This window comes from Escherichia sp. 93.1518 (assembly GCF_013368915.2).
Taxonomy (GTDB): domain Bacteria; phylum Pseudomonadota; class Gammaproteobacteria; order Enterobacterales; family Enterobacteriaceae; genus Escherichia; species Escherichia ruysiae.
The window spans coordinates 106,288-123,637 of sequence record NZ_JABWMT020000012.1 but is presented as its reverse complement, the minus strand read 5'-3'; the positions used below and the strand labels follow the sequence as shown (position 1 = coordinate 123,637).

General features: G+C 49.5%; 15 protein-coding genes. 14 read left to right on the top strand and 1 reads right to left on the bottom strand.

Annotated elements, in window-relative coordinates; genetic code table 11:
• Window positions 1–18: 18 nt before the first annotated feature.
• From atpG to phoU, 14 genes are all read left to right on the top strand, one after another.
• Complete coding sequence (atpG, locus tag HEN21_RS11460; RefSeq protein WP_000896498.1) at window positions 19–882, top strand: F0F1 ATP synthase subunit gamma; 864 nt, start codon at window positions 19–21, stop codon at window positions 880–882.
• Window positions 883–908: 26 nt separating this feature from the next.
• Window positions 909–2,291, top strand: a complete 1,383-nt coding sequence (gene atpD / locus HEN21_RS11455) for a F0F1 ATP synthase subunit beta (RefSeq protein ID WP_000190506.1) — start codon at window positions 909–911, stop codon at window positions 2,289–2,291.
• 20 nt (window positions 2,292–2,311) lie between these two features.
• Window positions 2,312–2,731 carry a F0F1 ATP synthase subunit epsilon gene (locus HEN21_RS11450; RefSeq protein ID WP_001251965.1) on the top strand — a complete coding sequence of 140 codons (420 nt, stop codon included), beginning with the start codon at window positions 2,312–2,314 and terminating at the stop codon, window positions 2,729–2,731.
• A gap of 405 nt (window positions 2,732–3,136) precedes the next feature.
• On the top strand, window positions 3,137–4,507 hold the full coding sequence (gene glmU, locus HEN21_RS11445; RefSeq protein ID WP_000933710.1) for a bifunctional UDP-N-acetylglucosamine diphosphorylase/glucosamine-1-phosphate N-acetyltransferase GlmU: 1,371 nt from the start codon (window positions 3,137–3,139) through the stop codon (window positions 4,505–4,507).
• A gap of 161 nt (window positions 4,508–4,668) precedes the next feature.
• Window positions 4,669–6,498 (top strand): glutamine--fructose-6-phosphate transaminase (isomerizing), encoded by a 1,830-nt coding sequence (gene glmS / locus HEN21_RS11440; RefSeq protein ID WP_000334113.1) that lies wholly within the window; start codon window positions 4,669–4,671, stop codon window positions 6,496–6,498.
• Between the two features lie 305 nt (window positions 6,499–6,803).
• Window positions 6,804–7,376: a long polar fimbria major subunit LpfA-O113 gene (gene lpfA-O113 / locus HEN21_RS11435; RefSeq protein ID WP_000827799.1), complete on the top strand. Its 573-nt coding sequence runs from the start codon at window positions 6,804–6,806 to the stop codon at window positions 7,374–7,376.
• Between the two features lie 46 nt (window positions 7,377–7,422).
• The gene (gene lpfB-O113 / locus HEN21_RS11430) at window positions 7,423–8,154 is read left to right on the top strand and encodes a long polar fimbrial chaperone LpfB-O113 (protein WP_000088107.1); all 732 of its coding nucleotides are present in this window, start codon (window positions 7,423–7,425) and stop codon (window positions 8,152–8,154) included.
• 24 nt (window positions 8,155–8,178) lie between these two features.
• Window positions 8,179–10,701: a long polar fimbrial usher protein LpfC-O113 gene (lpfC-O113, locus tag HEN21_RS11425; RefSeq protein ID WP_176252192.1), complete on the top strand. Its 2,523-nt coding sequence runs from the start codon at window positions 8,179–8,181 to the stop codon at window positions 10,699–10,701.
• Between the two features lie 10 nt (window positions 10,702–10,711).
• Window positions 10,712–11,779 carry a fimbrial protein gene (locus HEN21_RS11420; RefSeq protein ID WP_176252191.1) on the top strand — a complete coding sequence of 356 codons (1,068 nt, stop codon included), beginning with the start codon at window positions 10,712–10,714 and terminating at the stop codon, window positions 11,777–11,779.
• A gap of 246 nt (window positions 11,780–12,025) precedes the next feature.
• Complete coding sequence (pstS, locus tag HEN21_RS11415; protein ID WP_176252190.1) at window positions 12,026–13,066, top strand: phosphate ABC transporter substrate-binding protein PstS; 1,041 nt, start codon at window positions 12,026–12,028, stop codon at window positions 13,064–13,066.
• An 85-nt stretch (window positions 13,067–13,151) separates the two neighbouring features.
• The gene (gene pstC / locus HEN21_RS11410) at window positions 13,152–14,111 is read left to right on the top strand and encodes a phosphate ABC transporter permease PstC (protein WP_000741620.1); all 960 of its coding nucleotides are present in this window, start codon (window positions 13,152–13,154) and stop codon (window positions 14,109–14,111) included.
• Window positions 14,111–15,001: a phosphate ABC transporter permease PstA gene (pstA, locus tag HEN21_RS11405; protein ID WP_001251991.1), complete on the top strand. Its 891-nt coding sequence runs from the start codon at window positions 14,111–14,113 to the stop codon at window positions 14,999–15,001. The genes pstC and pstA overlap by 1 nt, the downstream gene beginning before the upstream one ends.
• Window positions 15,002–15,091: 90 nt before the next feature.
• Complete coding sequence (gene pstB, locus HEN21_RS11400; RefSeq protein ID WP_000063120.1) at window positions 15,092–15,865, top strand: phosphate ABC transporter ATP-binding protein PstB; 774 nt, start codon at window positions 15,092–15,094, stop codon at window positions 15,863–15,865.
• A gap of 14 nt (window positions 15,866–15,879) precedes the next feature.
• Window positions 15,880–16,611: a phosphate signaling complex protein PhoU gene (gene phoU / locus HEN21_RS11395; RefSeq protein WP_000377802.1), complete on the top strand. Its 732-nt coding sequence runs from the start codon at window positions 15,880–15,882 to the stop codon at window positions 16,609–16,611.
• Window positions 16,612–16,680: 69 nt separating this feature from the next.
• Here phoU and yieH read toward each other — a convergent pair whose 3' ends face one another.
• Complete coding sequence (yieH, locus tag HEN21_RS11390) at window positions 16,681–17,346, bottom strand: 6-phosphogluconate phosphatase (protein ID WP_000078046.1); 666 nt, start codon at window positions 17,344–17,346, stop codon at window positions 16,681–16,683.
• Between the last annotated feature and the right edge of the window lie 4 nt (window positions 17,347–17,350).

Sequence of the window (17,350 nt, the reverse complement as noted above, 5' to 3'; positions counted from 1 at the left end):
GGCATTGAGGAGAAGCTCATGGCCGGCGCAAAAGAGATACGTAGTAAGATCGCAAGCGTCCAGAACACGCAAAAGATCACTAAAGCGATGGAGATGGTCGCCGCTTCCAAAATGCGTAAATCGCAGGATCGCATGGCGGCCAGCCGTCCTTATGCAGAAACCATGCGCAAAGTGATTGGTCACCTTGCACACGGTAATCTGGAATATAAGCACCCTTACCTGGAAGACCGCGACGTTAAACGCGTGGGCTACCTGGTGGTGTCGACCGACCGTGGTTTGTGCGGTGGTTTGAACATTAACCTGTTCAAAAAACTGCTGGCGGAAATGAAGACCTGGACCGACAAAGGCGTTCAATGCGACCTCGCAATGATCGGCTCGAAAGGCGTGTCGTTCTTCAACTCCGTGGGCGGCAATGTAGTTGCCCAGGTCACCGGCATGGGGGATAACCCTTCCCTGTCCGAACTGATCGGTCCGGTAAAAGTGATGTTGCAGGCCTACGACGAAGGCCGTCTGGACAAGCTTTACATTGTCAGCAACAAATTTATTAACACCATGTCTCAGGTTCCGACCATCAGCCAGCTGCTGCCGTTACCGGCATCAGATGATGATGATCTGAAACATAAATCCTGGGATTACCTGTACGAACCCGATCCGAAGGCGTTGCTGGATACCCTGCTGCGTCGTTATGTCGAATCTCAGGTTTATCAGGGCGTGGTTGAAAACCTGGCCAGCGAGCAGGCCGCCCGTATGGTGGCGATGAAAGCCGCGACCGACAATGGCGGCAGCCTGATTAAAGAGCTGCAGTTGGTATACAACAAAGCTCGTCAGGCCAGCATTACTCAGGAACTCACCGAGATCGTCTCGGGGGCCGCCGCGGTTTAAACAGGTTATTTCGTAGAGGATTTAAGATGGCTACTGGAAAGATTGTCCAGGTAATCGGCGCCGTAGTTGACGTCGAATTCCCTCAGGATGCCGTACCGCGCGTGTACGATGCTCTTGAGGTGCAAAATGGTAATGAGCGTCTGGTGCTGGAAGTTCAGCAGCAGCTCGGCGGCGGTATCGTGCGTACCATCGCAATGGGTTCTTCCGACGGTCTGCGTCGCGGTCTGGATGTAAAAGACCTCGAACACCCGATCGAAGTCCCGGTAGGTAAAGCGACTCTGGGTCGTATCATGAACGTACTGGGTGAACCGGTCGACATGAAAGGCGAGATCGGTGAAGAAGAGCGTTGGGCGATTCACCGTGCAGCACCTTCCTACGAAGAGCTGTCAAACTCTCAGGAACTGCTGGAAACCGGTATCAAAGTTATCGACCTGATGTGTCCGTTTGCTAAGGGCGGTAAAGTTGGTCTGTTCGGTGGTGCGGGTGTAGGTAAAACCGTAAACATGATGGAGCTCATTCGTAACATCGCGATCGAGCACTCCGGTTACTCTGTGTTTGCGGGCGTAGGTGAACGTACTCGTGAGGGTAACGACTTCTACCACGAAATGACCGACTCCAACGTTATCGACAAAGTATCCCTGGTGTATGGCCAGATGAACGAGCCGCCGGGAAACCGTCTGCGCGTTGCTCTGACCGGTCTGACCATGGCTGAGAAATTCCGTGACGAAGGTCGTGACGTACTGCTGTTCGTTGACAACATCTATCGTTACACCCTGGCCGGTACGGAAGTATCCGCACTGCTGGGTCGTATGCCTTCAGCGGTAGGTTATCAGCCAACTCTGGCGGAAGAGATGGGCGTTCTGCAGGAACGTATCACCTCCACCAAAACCGGTTCTATCACCTCTGTACAGGCGGTATACGTACCTGCGGATGACTTGACTGACCCGTCTCCGGCAACCACCTTTGCGCACCTTGACGCAACCGTGGTACTGAGCCGTCAGATCGCGTCTCTGGGTATCTACCCGGCAGTTGACCCGCTGGACTCCACCAGCCGTCAGCTGGACCCGCTGGTGGTTGGTCAGGAACACTACGACACCGCTCGTGGCGTTCAGTCCATCCTGCAACGTTATCAGGAACTGAAAGACATCATCGCCATCCTGGGTATGGATGAACTGTCTGAAGAAGACAAACTGGTGGTAGCGCGCGCTCGTAAGATCCAGCGTTTCCTGTCCCAGCCGTTCTTCGTGGCAGAAGTATTCACCGGTTCTCCGGGTAAATACGTCTCCCTGAAAGACACCATCCGTGGCTTTAAAGGCATCATGGAAGGCGAATACGATCACCTGCCGGAGCAGGCGTTCTACATGGTCGGTTCCATCGAAGAAGCAGTGGAAAAAGCCAAAAAACTTTAACGCCTTAATCGGAGGGTGATATGGCAATGACTTACCACCTGGACGTCGTCAGCGCAGAGCAACAAATGTTCTCTGGTCTGGTCGAGAAAATCCAGGTAACGGGTAGCGAAGGTGAACTGGGGATCTACCCAGGGCACGCACCGCTGCTCACCGCCATTAAGCCTGGTATGATTCGCATCGTGAAACAGCACGGTCACGAAGAGTTTATCTATCTGTCTGGCGGCATTCTTGAAGTGCAGCCTGGCAACGTGACCGTTCTGGCCGACACCGCAATTCGCGGCCAGGATCTCGACGAAGCGCGAGCCATGGAAGCGAAACGTAAGGCTGAAGAGCACATTAGCAGCTCTCACGGCGACGTAGATTACGCTCAGGCGTCTGCGGAACTGGCCAAAGCGATCGCGCAGCTGCGCGTTATCGAGTTGACCAAAAAAGCGATGTAACACCGGCTTGAAAAGCACGAAAGCCAGTCTGGAAACAGGCTGGCTTTTTTATTGCGTGCGCCGCGCATATTTTCATCTGGATAGTAGTACAGCAGGATTTGTGCTGTGATCATTCATGTTCCGCGATTAACACTTTTTATATAAACCAGCGAAATTCTTTGCTGGTTTTCTCGTTTATTCATTGATCGAAATAAGAGCAAAAACATCATGTAGACACTTAAATGAAGGTGCTACCTTACTTTTATGCAGACAAAAGGCGCGCCAATGGTCGAAAATGGTGTTTTCGTCAGTAGGGATAATCCTTTATTGCACAATTTATCCTCTGTCCATTTCACGATGAAAAAAATGTAGTTTTTTCAAGGTGAAGCGGTTTAAATTCGTTCTCAAATCACAGTCAGGACGCGTATGTTGAATAATGCTATGAGCGTAGTGATCCTTGCAGCAGGCAAAGGCACTCGCATGTATTCCGATATTCCAAAAGTGCTGCATACCCTTGCCGGGAAAGCGATGGTTCAGCATGTCATTGATGCTGCGAATGAATTAGGCGCAGCGCACGTTCACCTGGTTTACGGTCACGGCGGCGATCTGCTTAAACAGTCGTTGAAAGATGACAATCTGAACTGGGTGCTTCAGGCTGAGCAGTTGGGTACTGGTCATGCAATGCAGCAGGCCGCACCTTTCTTTGCCGATGATGAAGACATTTTAATGCTCTACGGCGATGTACCGCTGATCTCGGTCGAAACACTCCAGCGCCTGCGTGATGCAAAACCGCAGGGTGGCATTGGTCTGCTGACAGTGAAACTGGATGACCCGACCGGTTATGGCCGCATTACCCGTGAGAATGGCAAAGTTACCGGCATTGTTGAGCATAAAGATGCTACCGACGAGCAGCGTCAAATCCAGGAGATCAACACCGGTATTCTGATCGCCAACGGTGCAGATATGAAACGCTGGCTGGCGAAGCTGACCAATAATAATGCACAGGGCGAGTACTACATTACCGATATTATTGCGCTGGCGTATCAGGAAGGGCGTGAAATTGTCGCTGTACATCCGCAGCGTTTAAGCGAAGTTGAAGGTGTAAATAACCGTCTGCAACTCTCCCGTCTGGAGCGCGTTTATCAGTCCGAACAGGCAGAAAAACTGCTGCTGGCGGGAGTTATGCTGCGCGATCCGGCGCGTTTTGATCTGCGCGGTACACTTACTCACGGGCGCGATGTTGAAATTGATACTAACGTTATCATCGAGGGTAATGTTACTCTCGGCAATCGCGTGAAAATTGGCACTGGTTGCGTGATTAAAAACAGCGTGATTGGTGATGATTGCGAAATCAGCCCATATACCGTGGTGGAAGACGCGAATCTGGCTGCGGCCTGTACCATTGGCCCGTTTGCCCGTCTGCGCCCCGGTGCAGAGCTGCTGGAAGGCGCACACGTCGGTAACTTCGTTGAGATGAAAAAAGCGCGTTTGGGTAAAGGCTCGAAAGCCGGTCATCTGACTTACCTGGGCGATGCGGAAATCGGCGATAACGTTAACATCGGCGCGGGAACCATTACCTGCAACTACGACGGTGCGAATAAATTTAAAACCATTATTGGCGACGATGTATTTGTCGGTTCTGACACCCAACTTGTTGCACCGGTAACGGTTGGTAAAGGCGCGACCATTGCTGCGGGTACTACTGTAACGCGCAATGTTGGTGAAAATGCCCTGGCAATCAGCCGTGTGCCGCAGGCACAAAAAGAAGGCTGGCGTCGTCCGGTTAAGAAAAAGTAATTCTGGCTGGGTAATCCGGCCATCAGGGATGAGGAGATAACATAATCTCCCGCCCACAAGCAGTAACTATAAAAATAACCCCACTCTCTACAAGGCTCGGGGCGCCCGAAAAATCGGGCATACAGGTTGACCGACAACGATATCAATCGGAATTAAAAACTATGTGTGGAATTGTTGGCGCGATCGCGCAACGTGATGTAGCTGAAATCCTTCTCGAAGGTTTACGTCGTCTGGAATACCGTGGTTATGACTCTGCCGGTCTGGCAGTTGTCGACGCAAACGGAAATATGACCCGCTTACGTCGTCTCGGTAAAGTCCAGATGCTGGCTCAGGCAGCGGAAGAACATCCTCTGCATGGCGGCACCGGTATTGCTCACACTCGCTGGGCAACCCACGGCGAACCTTCTGAAGCGAATGCGCATCCGCATGTTTCTGAACACATTGTGGTGGTGCATAACGGCATCATCGAAAACCATGAACCGCTGCGCGAAGCGTTAAAAGCGCGTGGCTATACCTTTGTTTCTGAAACTGACACCGAAGTTATTGCTCACCTGGTTAACTGGGAACTGAAACAGGGCGGCACCCTGCGTGAGGCCGTTCTGCGTGCTATCCCGCAACTGCGTGGCGCGTACGGTACGGTGATCATGGACACCCGCAACCCGGATACTTTGCTGGCGGCACGTTCCGGTAGCCCGCTGGTGATTGGCCTCGGTATGGGCGAAAACTTTATCGCTTCTGACCAGCTGGCGCTGTTGCCAGTGACTCGTCGCTTTATCTTCCTTGAAGAGGGCGATATTGCGGAAATCACTCGCCGTTCGGTAAACATCTTCGATAAATCTGGCGCGGAAGTAAAACGTCAGGATATCGAATCCAATCTGCAATATGACGCAGGCGATAAAGGTATTTACCGCCACTACATGCAGAAAGAGATCTACGAACAGCCAAACGCGATCAAAAACACTCTCGCCGGACGTATCAGCCACGGTCAGGTTGATCTAAGCGAGCTGGGCCCGAATGCCGATGAACTGCTGTCGAAGGTTGAGCATATTCAGATCCTCGCCTGTGGCACTTCTTACAACTCTGGTATGGTTTCCCGCTACTGGTTTGAATCGTTGGCAGGCATTCCGTGCGACGTCGAAATCGCCTCTGAATTCCGCTATCGCAAATCAGCCGTGCGTCGTAACAGTCTGATGATCACTCTGTCGCAGTCTGGTGAAACGGCAGATACTCTGGCTGGCCTGCGTCTGTCAAAAGAGCTGGGTTACCTTGGTTCGCTGGCGATCTGTAACGTTCCAGGCTCTTCTCTGGTGCGTGAATCCGATCTGGCGCTGATGACCAATGCCGGTACTGAAATTGGCGTGGCATCTACCAAAGCATTTACCACTCAGTTAACTGTGCTGTTGATGCTGGTGGCCAAACTGTCTCGCCTGAAAGGTCTGGATGCTTCCATTGAACATGACATCGTGCATGGTCTGCAGGCGCTGCCGAGCCGTATTGAGCAGATGCTGTCTCAGGACAAACGCATTGAAGCCCTGGCAGAAGATTTCTCTGACAAACATCACGCGCTGTTCCTGGGCCGTGGCGATCAGTACCCCATCGCGCTGGAAGGCGCATTGAAGCTGAAAGAGATCTCCTATATTCATGCTGAAGCCTACGCTGCGGGTGAACTGAAACACGGTCCGCTGGCGCTGATTGATGCAGATATGCCGGTTATCGTCGTTGCGCCAAACAACGAACTGTTGGAAAAACTGAAATCCAACATTGAAGAAGTTCGCGCGCGTGGCGGTCAGTTGTACGTTTTTGCCGATCAGGACGCTGGTTTTGTGAGCAGCGACAACATGCACATCATCGAGATGCCGCATGTGGAAGAGGTGATTGCACCAATCTTCTACACCGTTCCGCTGCAACTGCTGGCGTACCATGTCGCACTGATCAAAGGCACTGATGTTGACCAGCCGCGTAACCTGGCAAAATCGGTTACGGTTGAGTAATACTAACTGTTAAGTAAGCAAGGGCTGCCAGTGGGTGGCCCTTTTTCATATTTATTTTCAATAAACTTTCCATTTAGATAACTAAATAAATATATTCCTAATTTTTACCAATGTCCGCTTACGAACTTGATTTACTATTATTTTAATAATATTTATATAATAAATTTATATTCTCAGATTGATTTATAGATATTAATTTAGCTAAACCTGTGTCATTGATGTAATATGTGTGCGAATCATAAATACACTTATTAATATAAGTGTATGGTTCGGGTTGAAGGATATATTATATCAATGGAGTTTTTATGAAACGTAATATTATTGGTGGTGCATTCACGCTGGCATCTTTAATGCTGGCCGGACATGCGCTCGCAGAGGATGGTGTTGTTCACTTTGTTGGTGAAATTGTTGACAGTAGTTGTGAAGTTACCTCCGATACAGCGGATCAAACCGTTCCTCTTGGAAAAGTCAGTAAAAATGCATTTTCGGGTGTAGGCAGCATGGCATCGCCACAGCAGTTTAGTATTAAACTGGAGAAATGTCCGGCAACGTACACGCAGGCTGCGGTTCGTTTTGATGGTACAGAAGCACCTGGCGGCGATGGCGATCTGAAAGTGGGTACTCCGACTACAGCTGCCGATCCGGGTGATTATACCGGCACCGGGGCAGCGATTGTGGCCACTGGTGTTGGTATCCGTATCTTTAACCAGGCTGACAACTCTCAGGTCAAACTTTATAACGACTCAGCTTATACCACTATCGATGGTAACGGCGCTGCGGAAATGAAATTTATTGCACGCTATGTTGCAACAAATGCAGTCGTAACGGCGGGTACAGCGAACGCCGATTCACAATTTACTATCGAATATAAGAAATAATTTATCAGAGCCTTTTTATTCAGTTGGCTTTGGCCAGGGAGTTATTATGTCCAGAAAAAGTTGTTTAATCAGGCTCTTTAAAACAACCCTTTGGTACAAATTATTTATCGCGATTATATTAAGCCTTTTTTTAGGCCAGCCAGCATTAACCTATGCAGGCGTTGTCATTGGCGGTACGCGGGTTGTTTACATAAGTAATAATGCAGATAAATCTATTTCTGTATTCAGCAAGGAAGAAAAGATCCCTTATCTCATCCAGTCATGGGTGGATCCGTTTAATAAAGATGATAAAAGTAAAGCGCCCTTTACTGTTATACCTCCTGTATCCCGACTTGAACCCGGACAAGAAAAAGTATTACGTATTCTTCACATGAAGGGAATGTCATTACCCGACGACCGTGAATCCGTCTTCTGGCTGAATATCAAAAATATTCCGCCTGCAGCAACCAATAAAGCAGCGAACTCATTGGAAATTGCTGTTAAAACGCGTATCAAGCTGTTCTGGCGACCAGCAACTATTAGCCTTATTCCTGAAGATGCAGCGCCTAAGGTTAAGTGGCGTCGTGAAGGAAAAAATCTGATTGCTGAAAATCCAAACCCGATTCATATCAGTGTGATGGATGTCATTGTTGATGGCCATGATGTGCCTCTCAACATGATCCGTCCTTTCGAAACGCTCTCTTTACCGTTGCCTGCCAATTCTGCGGGTAACCAAATGACCTGGCGATTCATAAATGATTATGGCGCGATAAGCGAACCGCTAAAAAACGCGCTGTAAGCATGGCATAAGGATAGGCGTATTATGGTTACGACCAGAATAGCGGTTGGCCTGATGGCAGGGACGTGTCTGATATTCTCACATAGTCTGATGGCCCAGGTCAGCGTATTTAATCCGGCGCTACTGGAAATCGACCATCAATCCGGGGTCGACATTCGTCAGTTTAACCGGGCAAATATGATGCCTCCCGGCGTTTATAGCGTTGATATTTTTATCAACGGTAAAATGTTTGAACGTCAGGATGTGACATTTGTTCAGGATAATCCCGATGCTGATTTACACGCCTGCTTTGTCGCTATTAAAAAAACGCTGACCTCCTTTGGCGTAAAAGTTGATGCACTGAAATCGCTCAATGATGTGGATGAAACGGTCTGTATTGATCCTGAGCCACGCATTGAAGGCTCATCCTGGCAACTGGACAGCGATAAACTGCAACTGAATATCTCCATTCCCCAAATCTACATGGACGCGATGGCCTACGATTACATAAGCCCTACGCGTTGGGATGAAGGAATTAATGCACTCACCATCAACTACGATTTTTCCGGTTCACATACCCTGCGTTCGGATTATGGTTCTCAGGAGACGAATACCAGTTATCTCAACCTGCGCAACGGACTGAATATTGGGCCGTGGCGATTACGCAATTACAGTACCTTAAACACAACCGATGGTCGTGCGGATTACAACTCTATAAGCACCTGGATACAACGTAATATTGCCGCGTTACGAAGCCAGATTATGATCGGCGATACCTGGACGGCGAGCGATATTTTCGACAGTACGCAAATCCGTGGCGCACGTCTTTATACCGATAACGATATGTTGCCTGCCAGCCAGAATGGGTTTGCCCCTGTGGTACGTGGCATTGCCAAGTCCAACACCACGGTCATCATTCGTCAAAGTGGTTATGTGATTTACCAGTCTGCCGTTCCACAAGGTGCCTTTGAAATTACCGACCTGAACACTGCCAGTTCGGGGGGAGATTTGGACGTAACTATCAAGGAAGAAGATGGTAGCGAACAACGATTCACCCAACCTTACGCCACTTTGGCAATCCTTAAGCGTGAAGGTCAAACGGATGTCGATATCAGTGTGGGTGAATTACGTGATGAAGATGGATTTGCGCCAGATGTCATCCAGGCGCAGATCCTTCATGGCCTGCCGCACGGGGTTACGTTATATGGTGGTTTACAGGCTGCCGAGAATTATGGTTCAGCAGCGTTGGGGTTGGGTAAAGATCTTGGTTCTTTGGGCGCTATCTCGTTCGATGTGACTCATGCGCGTGCAAAATTTAGTCATGCTGATACGGAAACCGGACAGTCCTATCGCTTTCTGTATTCGAAACGTTTTGATGATACGGACACCAGTTTACGTCTGGTTGGCTATCGTTATTCCACCGAAGGCTACTATACCCTCAACGAATGGGCGTCACGGAGCAACAGTCCTGACGATTTCTGGCAAACAGGTAACCGCCGCAGTCGTGTGGAAGGAACGCTAACGCAGTCGCTGGGAAGAGATTACGGCAACGTATACCTGACACTAAGTCGTCAGCAGTACTGGCATACCGATGATGTTGAACGATTAATGCAATTTGGCTACAGCAGTAGCTGGAAGCGTCTCTCGTGGAATATATCCTGGAGTTATTCCAATACCGCTCGTCAGGGGACGAGTAATAATTATGCCAGTGATAACAGCAGTGAGCAGATCTACATGCTCTCTTTATCTGTGCCTTTATCTGGCTGGTGGGGAAATAGCTACGCTACGTATTCCGTTTCACAAAATGATAATTCCGGCAGTTCACATCAGATAGGAATAAGCGGAACAGCCCTGGAAAAAAATAATCTGTCCTGGAATTTAATGCAGTCTTATAACAGCCACGATGATGAAGTTGGCGGTAATATGTCGCTGTCTTATGACGGCACCTACGGTTCACTGAACGGCAGTTATAATTACAGCCAAAATTCCCAGCGACTCAATTATGGCATTAAGGGCGGTATTCTGGCACACAGCGAAGGGGTAACGTTAAGTCAGGAGTTAGGTGAAACCATCGCTCTGGTTAAAGCACCAGGCGCAGCCGGGCTGGAAATTGATAATATGCGCGGTGCCGCAACGGACTGGCGTGGCTACACGGTCAAGACACAACTAAATCCGTATGATGAAAACCGAGTGGCAATCAGTGATAACTATTTCTCGAAAGCAAATATCGAGCTTGATAATACCGTCGTGATGATGATTCCGACGCGTGGCGCAGTGGTTAAAGCAGAGTTTGTTACTCATGTGGGTTACCGTGTTTTATTCAGAGTCATGAATGTAAAAGGTAAGCCAGCACCATTTGGCGCGATGGCTTCAGTACAAAGTACGTCCTCTGCAAACTCAGGGATTGTGGGGGAGCATGGCGAGCTTTATCTCTCGGGACTTCCTGAAAAGGGGAAAGTAACATTATCCTGGGGCGAAAATGCGACCACAAAATGTACCTTCGATTACACACTCTCATTACCTGCAAGTGAAAGTGGATTAATTGAGCAAGACGTGACATGTCATTAAAAGGATTTTTATGAACAAGAATATTATACGATGGTGGCTGGCTGTTCTTATTATCACTTTTAGTGGCACAACTCTAGCTGCTCCTAAAGGTATCTGCACCCCAGATAATGGTGCTTTTCATAGTACGCTTGATTTTTCAGGCTACCTTATTACAGCAAACCAGAATAAGGTTGGGACGTTATTCAATACCACAGTGACTAATGGGGCTTCTTACCCGGGGCGCTGTCATTGTGATACAGGATCTATAGGTCGGTTTTCCTATATTTACTATACTGCCATAATTAATAATGCGTTAAGTTTCTCTGGTGTTCATTCAAATTTGAATTATTATAATCTTAATCCCAATCTTGATGTGGGGATTGCGATAGATATTCTCGGTGTAGGAATGGTTAATGCGCCATTTGAATATAAAGCTAATAAACCATCTTCTTATTATGATTGTGGTCGCGCAGCTCCTTTAAATATTTCCAGTGGTGCTAAAGCTCAAATTTATTTTTACATTAAAAAAACATTTGCAGGAAAGTTAATTATTCCTGAAACACATATATCTACGTTGTATGGAACTATAAGTCGTGATACTCCGGTTGATTATTCTCAACCGCTGGCAGACGTTTACATTCGTGGCGATATAACTGCGGCACAAACCTGCGAAATTAATAATTTACAGCCGATTTATTTTGATTTTAAAGAAATACCCGCCGCAGATTTTTCATCTGTTGCCGGGAATGCGGTAACAACGCATAAAATTACTAAAACCGTCACTATTGAGTGTGAAAACTTAGGATTACTGAATACAGACGATATCACCACATCATTTTATGCTACAGAATCCAGTACCGATAACTCAATGGTTGTAACGTCAAACCCCAACGTGGGGGTAAAAATCTACGATAAAAATAATAAGGAAATCAAAGTAAACGGAGGCGAATTGTCGACAGATATGGGTAAAACAACCGTCTATGGCGAGAAAGCTGGCAACGTCACTTTTTCTGCCGCACCTGCAAGCCTCACTGGAGCTCGCCCTGCGCCAGGAACATTTACCGCGACTGCAACCATAACAATTGAGATTGTTCGCTAACCGAACTGACAGCGGTGCTCCTCACACCGTTGTCATTTTACGTATTTTTGCCTGCATATTTTCATTCGACATGACAAAACGATGACATCGCCTTTCTTTTTTTATTCAAATAAATCAAATGTTTAAATAATAATTCTGATTTGTCATAAAACTGTCATAAACCTTACATATAACTGTCACCTGTTTGTCCTATTTTGCTTCTCGTAGCCAACAAACAATGCTTTATGAATCCTCCCAGGAGACATTATGAAAGTTATGCGTACCACCGTCGCAACTGTTGTCGCCGCGACCTTATCGATGAGTGCTTTCTCTGTGTTTGCAGAAGCAAGCCTGACAGGTGCAGGTGCAACCTTCCCTGCGCCGGTGTATGCCAAATGGGCTGACACTTACCAGAAAGAAACCGGTAATAAAGTTAACTACCAGGGTATCGGTTCTTCCGGTGGCGTAAAACAGATTATCGCTAACACCGTTGATTTCGGTGCTTCTGACGCGCCGCTGTCTGACGAAAAACTGGCTCAGGAAGGCCTGTTCCAGTTCCCGACCGTGATTGGCGGCGTGGTGCTGGCGGTTAACATTCCGGGGCTGAAGTCTGGCGAACTGGTGCTGGATGGTAAAACCCTCGGCGACATCTACTTGGGCAAAATTAAAAAGTGGGATGATGAAGCCATCGCCAAACTGAATCCGGGTCTGAAACTGCCTTCACAGAACATTGCTGTAGTACGCCGCGCAGATGGCTCCGGGACTTCCTTCGTCTTCACCAGCTACCTGGCGAAAGTGAACGAAGAGTGGAAAAACAACGTTGGTACTGGCTCTACCGTAAAATGGCCGATCGGTCTGGGCGGTAAAGGTAACGACGGTATCGCCGCGTTCGTTCAGCGTCTGCCGGGTGCAATTGGTTACGTTGAATATGCTTACGCGAAGCAGAACAACCTGGCGTATACCAAACTGATCTCCGCTGATGGCAAACCGGTTAGTCCGACCGAAGAAAATTTTGCCAATGCAGCAAAAGGCGCAGACTGGAGCAAAACCTTCGCTCAGGATCTGACCAACCAGAAAGGCGAAGATGCATGGCCGATCACCTCTACCACGTTCATACTGATCCACAAAGATCAGAAGAAACCTGAGCAGGGCACTGAAGTGCTGAAGTTCTTCGATTGGGCGTACAAAACCGGAGCGAAACAGGCTAATGACCTGGATTACGCCAGCCTGCCGGAGAGCGTTGTAGAACAGGTTCGCGCTGCGTGGAAGACCAATATTAAAGACAGTAGCGGTAAGCCGCTGTACTAATAAAACACCATGCCGGATAAGGCGCTAACGCCGCATCCGGCATTACAAAATGACTTTGTAAACGCGTTTAACTGAAGAGTAACTTATGGCTGCAACCAAGCCTGCTTTTAACCCACCGGGTAAAAAGGGCGACATAATTTTCAGCGTGCTGGTAAAACTGGCGGCGCTGATTGTGCTATTGATGTTGGGTGGCATTATTGTCTCTCTGATCATCTCCTCCTGGCCGAGCATTCAGAAATTTGGTCTGGCTTTCCTGTGGACCAAAGAGTGGGATGCGCCGAACGATATCTACGGGGCGCTGGTGCCGATCTACGGTACGCTGGTAACCTCGTTTATCGCGCTGCTGATCGCCGTTCCGGTGAGTTTCGGTATCGCCCTGTTCCTGACCGAGCTTGCGCCAGGCTGGCTGAAACGTCCGCTGGGGATCGCCATTGAGCTGCTGGCAGCCATTCCAAGTATCGTTTACGGCATGTGGGGCCTGTTTATCTTTGCGCCGCTGTTCGCCGTTTACTTCCAGGAGCCGGTCGGCAATATCATGTCGAATATCCCGATTGTTGGCGCGCTGTTCTCTGGCCCGGCATTTGGTATCGGTATCCTCGCGGCAGGCGTGATCCTCGCCATCATGATTATTCCGTACATTGCGGCGGTAATGCGCGATGTGTTCGAACAAACTCCGGTGATGATGAAAGAGTCGGCCTACGGTATCGGCTGCACCACCTGGGAAGTTATCTGGCGTATCGTTCTTCCGTTCACCAAAAATGGGGTTATCGGCGGCATTATGCTGGGACTGGGGCGCGCGCTCGGTGAAACCATGGCGGTGACCTTTATCATCGGTAACACCTACCAGCTCGACAGCGCCTCGCTGTACATGCCAGGTAACAGTATTACTTCCGCGCTGGCCAACGAATTTGCGGAAGCTGAATCTGGCCTGCACGTTGCCGCACTGATGGAACTGGGTCTCATCCTGTTTGTAATTACCTTCATCGTCCTGGCCGCATCGAAGTTTATGATTATGCGCCTGGCTAAGAATGAGGGGGCACGCTAATGGCTATGGTTGAAATGCAAACCACTGCGGCGCTGGCGGAATCCCGCCGCAAAATGCAGGCGCGTCGCCGCCTCAAAAACCGTATTGCGCTGACGCTCTCAATGGCGACGATGGCCTTCGGCCTGTTCTGGCTGATCTGGATTTTAATGTCCACCATCACTCGCGGTATCGACGGTATGTCGCTGGCGCTGTTCACTGAAATGACGCCACCGCCAAATACGGAAGGCGGTGGTCTGGCGAACGCCCTGGCAGGTAGTGGGCTGTTAATTTTGTGGGCCACGGTATTCGGTACGCCGCTGGGCATTATGGCGGGGATTTATCTGGCGGAATATGGTCGTAAATCCTGGCTGGCAGAAGTGATTCGCTTCATTAACGACATTCTGCTCTCCGCACCGTCGATTGTGGTTGGTCTGTTTGTTTACACCATCGTGGTGGCGCAGATGGAGCACTTCTCCGGCTGGGCGGGCGTAATTGCCCTGGCGCTGTTGCAGGTGCCGATTGTTATCCGTACCACCGAGAACATGCTGAAACTGGTGCCGGACAGCCTGCGTGAAGCGGCTTATGCGCTGGGTACGCCGAAGTGGAAGATGATCTCCGCGATTACGCTGAAAGCGTCGGTATCCGGGATCATGACCGGTATCCTGTTGGCGATTGCCCGTATTGCTGGTGAAACTGCGCCGCTGTTGTTTACCGCGCTCTCCAACCAGTTCTGGAGCACCGACATGATGCAGCCGATCGCCAACCTGCCGGTGACGATCTTTAAGTTTGCGATGAGCCCATTTGCGGAATGGCAGCAACTGGCCTGGGCCGGGGTATTGATCATCACCCTGTGCGTCCTGCTGCTGAACATTCTGGCGCGCGTTGTTTTTGCGAAGAATAAACACGGTTAACACTTTGCCGGATGCGGCGTGAGCGCCTTATCCGGCCTACGGTAAGCCTGATTAGCGAAGTGCATCAGGCACGATGAGGAAAAGATTGCAATGAGTATGGTTGAAACTGCCCCGAGTAAAATTCAGGTTCGTAATTTGAACTTCTACTACGGCAAATTCCATGCCCTGAAAAACATCAACCTGGATATCGCTAAAAACCAGGTTACGGCGTTTATCGGGCCGTCCGGCTGCGGTAAATCGACGCTGCTGCGTACCTTCAATAAAATGTTTGAACTGTACCCGGATCAGCGTGCGGAAGGTGAAATTCTGCTCGATGGCGACAACATCCTGACTAACACTCAGGATATCGCCCTACTTCGTGCGAAAGTGGGCATGGTGTTCCAGAAACCGACGCCGTTCCCGATGTCCATCTACGACAACATCGCTTTTGGTGTCCGTCTGTTTGAGAAGCTCTCTCGTGCCGACATGGACGAGCGCGTACAGTGGGCACTGACCAAGGCGGCATTGTGGAACGAAACCAAAGATAAATTGCACCAGAGCGGTTACTCTCTCTCTGGTGGTCAGCAACAGCGTCTGTGCATTGCACGTGGTATCGCCATTCGCCCGGAAGTGCTGCTGCTCGACGAACCGTGTTCGGCACTCGACCCTATCTCCACCGGGCGTATTGAAGAGCTGATCACCGAACTGAAGCAGGATTACACCGTGGTGATCGTCACCCACAACATGCAGCAGGCTGCGCGTTGTTCCGACCACACGGCATTTATGTATATGGGCGAATTGATTGAGTTCAGCAACACGGACGATCTGTTCACCAAGCCAGCGAAGAAACAAACAGAAGACTACATCACCGGTCGTTACGGTTGATTCAGGAGTGCGTTATGGACAGTCTCAATCTTAATAAACATATTTCCGGCCAGTTCAACGCCGAACTGGAAAGCATCCGCACGCAGGTGATGACCATGGGCGGCATGGTGGAGCAACAGCTTACTGATGCCATCACCGCCATGCACAACCAGGACAGCGATCTGGCGAAGCGCGTGATCGAAGGCGACAAAAACGTCAACATGATGGAAGTGGCAATCGATGAAGCCTGCGTGCGCATTATCGCTAAACGTCAGCCGACGGCGAGCGACCTGCGTCTGGTGATGGTAATTAGTAAAACCATTGCCGAGCTGGAGCGTATTGGTGACGTGGCGGATAAAATCTGCCGCACCGCGCTGGAGAAATTCTCCCAACAGCATCAGCCGTTGCTGGTAAGTCTGGAGTCTCTGGGGCGTCACACAATCCAGATGCTGCATGACGTGCTGGACGCGTTCGCGCGCATGGATATTGACGAAGCGGTACGAATTTATCGTGAAGATAAAAAAGTCGATCAGGAGTACGAAGGTATCGTGCGCCAGTTGATGACCTACATGATGGAAGATTCGCGCACCATTCCGAGCGTACTTACCGCGCTGTTTTGTGCGCGCTCCATTGAGCGTATCGGCGACCGTTGTCAGAATATCTGTGAATATATCTTCTACTACGTGAAAGGTCAGGATTTCCGTCACGTAGGTGGAGACGAGCTGGATAAACTGCTGGCAGAGAAAGATCCGAAAGCGTCACGCTAAGCGTATGCCGCATCCGGCAATCTGCGAGTACGTAATCTGACCGGTGAGATATATCACCGGTCTCTTTATTTACTGAGTGATATCCCAGCCACGCGCCTTCCACAGTTCCGGTAACTGCGAAAGATGGGTAAAGGTAGTGACTTTCGGATGAACGATCGGCTTATTGTGCGGGTCAGCGCAGAAGTAAAACACTTCCATACCGGCATCGATTCCTGACTGCGCACCGGCGCTGGAGTCATCAACCAGAATGCAGTTTTCAACGTTCACATTCATCGCTTTTGCAGCATGGAACATTAACGCCGGATCGGGCTTCCAGCGTTGGATGTCGTAACCGCTGAACAGTTTTTCCGGGAAATAGTGCAGCATATTGAGTTTGCCAAGCGAATGTTGCATTTTGCTGACCGGGCCGTTAGAGACGACGCACATCGGCACGTTAACGCTCGCCAGCAATTCGTTAGCACCAGCAATCACCTCCAGTTCGCTATCAAACAGACGCGCCACTTCCGCACGGTAAACGTGCTCGGCATCGGCACGAACTATTTCTACGCCCTGTTCTTTGCTAATGATGTCGATGATTTCGTAGAGTTTTACGCCTTTAAAACGGGTAAAAATTTCTTCCAGGTCAACGTGAATGCCAAATTCCCTGAACATTGTGACATAGGCGCGAGAGCAAATGACCTCGCTATCGACCAGCGTACCGTCACAGTCGAAAAATACCGCTTCTATCTGGGACATGTCT